Source organism: Actinomadura sp. GC306 (assembly GCF_004348665.1).
In the GTDB taxonomy this organism is placed as follows: Bacteria; Actinomycetota; Actinomycetes; order Streptosporangiales; family Streptosporangiaceae; genus Spirillospora.
The window spans coordinates 1-3,095 of record NZ_SMKM01000439.1 but is presented as its reverse complement, the minus strand read 5'-3'; the positions used below and the strand labels follow the sequence as shown (position 1 = coordinate 3,095).

2 protein-coding genes are annotated in these 3,095 nt (G+C 70.2%); both read right to left on the bottom strand.

The window, feature by feature from the left end; all coding sequences use genetic code 11:
- Positions 1-451 precede the first annotated feature (451 nt).
- Positions 452-1,534, bottom strand: coding sequence for a DNA integrity scanning diadenylate cyclase DisA (disA, locus tag E1200_RS32305; protein WP_131956318.1), 1,083 nt, complete (start codon positions 1,532-1,534; stop codon positions 452-454).
- Positions 1,535-1,647: 113 nt separating this feature from the next.
- On the bottom strand, positions 1,648-3,078 hold the full coding sequence (radA, locus tag E1200_RS32300; RefSeq protein ID WP_131956316.1) for a DNA repair protein RadA: 1,431 nt from the start codon (positions 3,076-3,078) through the stop codon (positions 1,648-1,650).
- Between the last annotated feature and the right edge of the window lie 17 nt (positions 3,079-3,095).

The window sequence follows — 3,095 nt, the reverse complement described above, 5'->3', positions numbered from 1 at the left end:
CCCGACCCCCTTTCGCCCGCATAGAACCCCGCAACCCGCTCCAGAAGCCGGCGCACCCGCGAGACGTCGAACAACGGCACCATGAAGCTGCGCCCACTTGCGCGAAAACACCCTCGCGAACCTCATTCACCTGCACGAACTCCGCTAACCGGTCCAGGACCGCGCATCGCGAGACGTCAAGACAACGGCAAACAAGCAGTCGCGCCACATGCGCACAAACACCAACCACCGCCGCAACCCCGCACCAACCAAAACCGTCGCGATCGCGTCCGAAGGCAGGTTTCGAGCTTGCGAGAAACCTGATCGCGCAGCGAGCCCCCAGGGCGAGTCGGAGCGATGCAGCGATCGCACGCAGTGCCCGTTGAAGGGAAGGCGCTCTAGCGCCTGACCGCCGAGGGCAATGCAATAAAACACAGCGCTCTAGCGCCTGACCGCCAAGGGCAATGCCAATTTACACATAACGTTCGAGAATTGAGGATTCGGCCAGGCGGGAGAGGCCCTCGCGGACGCTGCGGGCGCGGGATTCGCCGACTCCGCCGACGGCCTGGAGATCGTCTATGCTCGCCGCCAGCAGTTTCTGCAGGCCGCCGAAGTGCTCGACGAGGCGTTCGATGACCATGCTCGGCAGGCGGGGGACCTTGGCGAGGAGCCGGAAGCCCTTGGGGCTGACGGGCAGGTCGAGGGCGTCCGGGCCGGCGAAGCCCATCACCTCGGCGACGGTGGACAGGTCGAGCAGCTCGTTGGCCGACAGCGTGTCCAGGTCGGAGAGGATGGCGGCGACGCCGCGGGTGCGGGTCTCGTCGGACGGGTAGTCGCGGACGATCAGCTCCCGGTCGACGTCGACGCCGGAGACGAGTTCGTCGAGCTGGAGGGACAGCAGCCGGCCGTCCGTGCCGAGCTCGACGACGTAGCCCTCGATCTCGTCGGCGATGCGGCGGACCATTTCGAGGCGCTGCACCACGGCGCTGACGTCCCGGACGGTGACGAGGTCCTCGATCTCCAGCGCCGAGAGCGTGCCGGACACCTCGTCCAGCCGCAGCTTGTAGCGCTCAAGGGTCGCGAGCGCCTGGTTGGCCTTGGAGAGGATCGCCGCGGAGTCTTCGAGGACGTAGCGGATGCCGTCGAGGTACAGCGCGATGATGTGCATCGACTGGCTGACCGAGATGACCGGGTGGACGGTCTGCCGGGCGACGCGTTCCGCGGTGCGGTGCCGGGTGCCCGACTCCTCGGTGGGGATGGTCGAGTCCGGCACGAGGTGGACGGCGGCGCGGACGATCCGGTTGTGGCTGCCGTCGAGGACGATCGCACCGTCCATCTTGGCGAGTTCGCGCAGCCGGGTGGCGGAGAACTCGACGTCGAGTTCGAAGCCGCCCGAGCACAGCGCCTCGACCGTCTTGTCGTAGCCGAGCACGATCAGCCCGCCGGTGTGGCCCCGGAGGATCCGCTCCAGTCCGTCGCGGATCTGGGTGCCCGGGGCCACCGCGGCCAACGTGGCGCGGCGTCGTTCGTCATGACCCTTGTCGTGTGATGGCACCTGACCCCCGGAGGTCGCTGGACGGCGTCAGTTTACCGAGGAGGGGCGCGCACCGGTTCCTCCCCAGGTCGCAAGCATGTGTCGCTTGGCGTAATACTCTGGCGTGACCCAGGTTAGGGCGCCGTAAAGGACACCTGCAGCGCCTGCTTCAGGCTGTCGACCTCCATCACCTTCATGCCCTCGTAGCTGGTGAGCTGCGGGTCGGCGCGTTTCAGCGGCGATCCGTCGGCGAGTTCGAGGGAGCCGCGCGGGACGACGGCGTGCTTGAACCCGAGCCGGGCCGCCTCGGCGAGCCGCCGCTGCACGCCGGGGACGACGCGGACCTCCCCGGCGAGGCCCACCTCCCCGAGCGCGATCAGGCTGGTGGACAGGGCCTGCTCGACCGACGCGCCCGCGACGGCCAGCGCGAGGGCGAGGTCGACGGACGTCTCGGTGAGCCGCACGCCGCCCACGGTCGAGACGTAGACGTCCTGCTCGTGCATGGAGATCTTGCACCGCTGCGCGAGGACGGCGAGGACCATCGCGACCCGCGAGGTGTCCAGCCCGGACGTGGCGCGCCGCGGCGCCGGCAGGTGCGACTTCGCGACGAGCGACTGCACCTCGGCGACGAGGGGGCGGCGTCCCTCCAGCGTGACGGTCACGCAGGTGCCGGGGACGGCTTCGTCCCGCCGGGTGAGGAACAGCCCGCTCGGGTCGGGCAGCCCGACGATGCCGACCTCGGACAGGTCGAAGCAGCCCAGCTCGTCGGTCGGTCCGTAGCGGTTCTTCACGGCGCGGATCATGCGCAGCCGCGAGTGCCGGTCGCCCTCGAAGTACAGGACGACGTCGACGAGGTGCTCCAGGAGACGCGGCCCGGCGATGGCGCCCTCCTTGGTGACGTGGCCGACGAGGACGACGGTGATGCCGCGCTCCTTCGCCACCCGGATGAGGTTGGCGGCGACCTCCCGGACCTGGGTGACGCCGCCGGGCGCGCCGTCCGCCTCGGCCGTGCCGATCGTCTGGATGGAGTCGACGACGAGCAGCTTCGGCTCCACCGCGTCGATGTGCCCGAGGATGGCGGACAGTTCCGACTCCGCCGCCAGGTACAGGCCGTCGGTGATGGCCCCCACCCGGTCGGCGCGCAGCCGCACCTGCTCGGCCGACTCCTCGCCCGTCACGTACAGGACGTTCTTCGGCTCACCCGGCGCGTCCTGAGACTGCGTCGAGGCGAGCGCGGCGACCTCCAGCAGCAGCGTCGACTTGCCGATGCCCGGCTCGCCGGCCAGCAGCAGGACGGCGCCGGGCACGATGCCGCCGCCGAGCACCCGGTCGAGTTCGTCCAGGCCGGTGGGCTTGGACTGGGCCGACCGCACGTCCACCTGCCCGATCGGGCGGGCCGGCGCGCTGACCGGGCCGGCCGCCACGACCCGCGCCGGAGTGGCGGACGCGGCCTCGGCGACCGTCCCCCACGTCTGGCACTCCCCGCAGCGCCCGACCCATTTGGACGTCTGCCACCCGCATTCGGCGCACCGGTAGCTCGCCTTCGCGGTCTTAGCCTTAGCCATGCGCGGAAGCGTAGAGC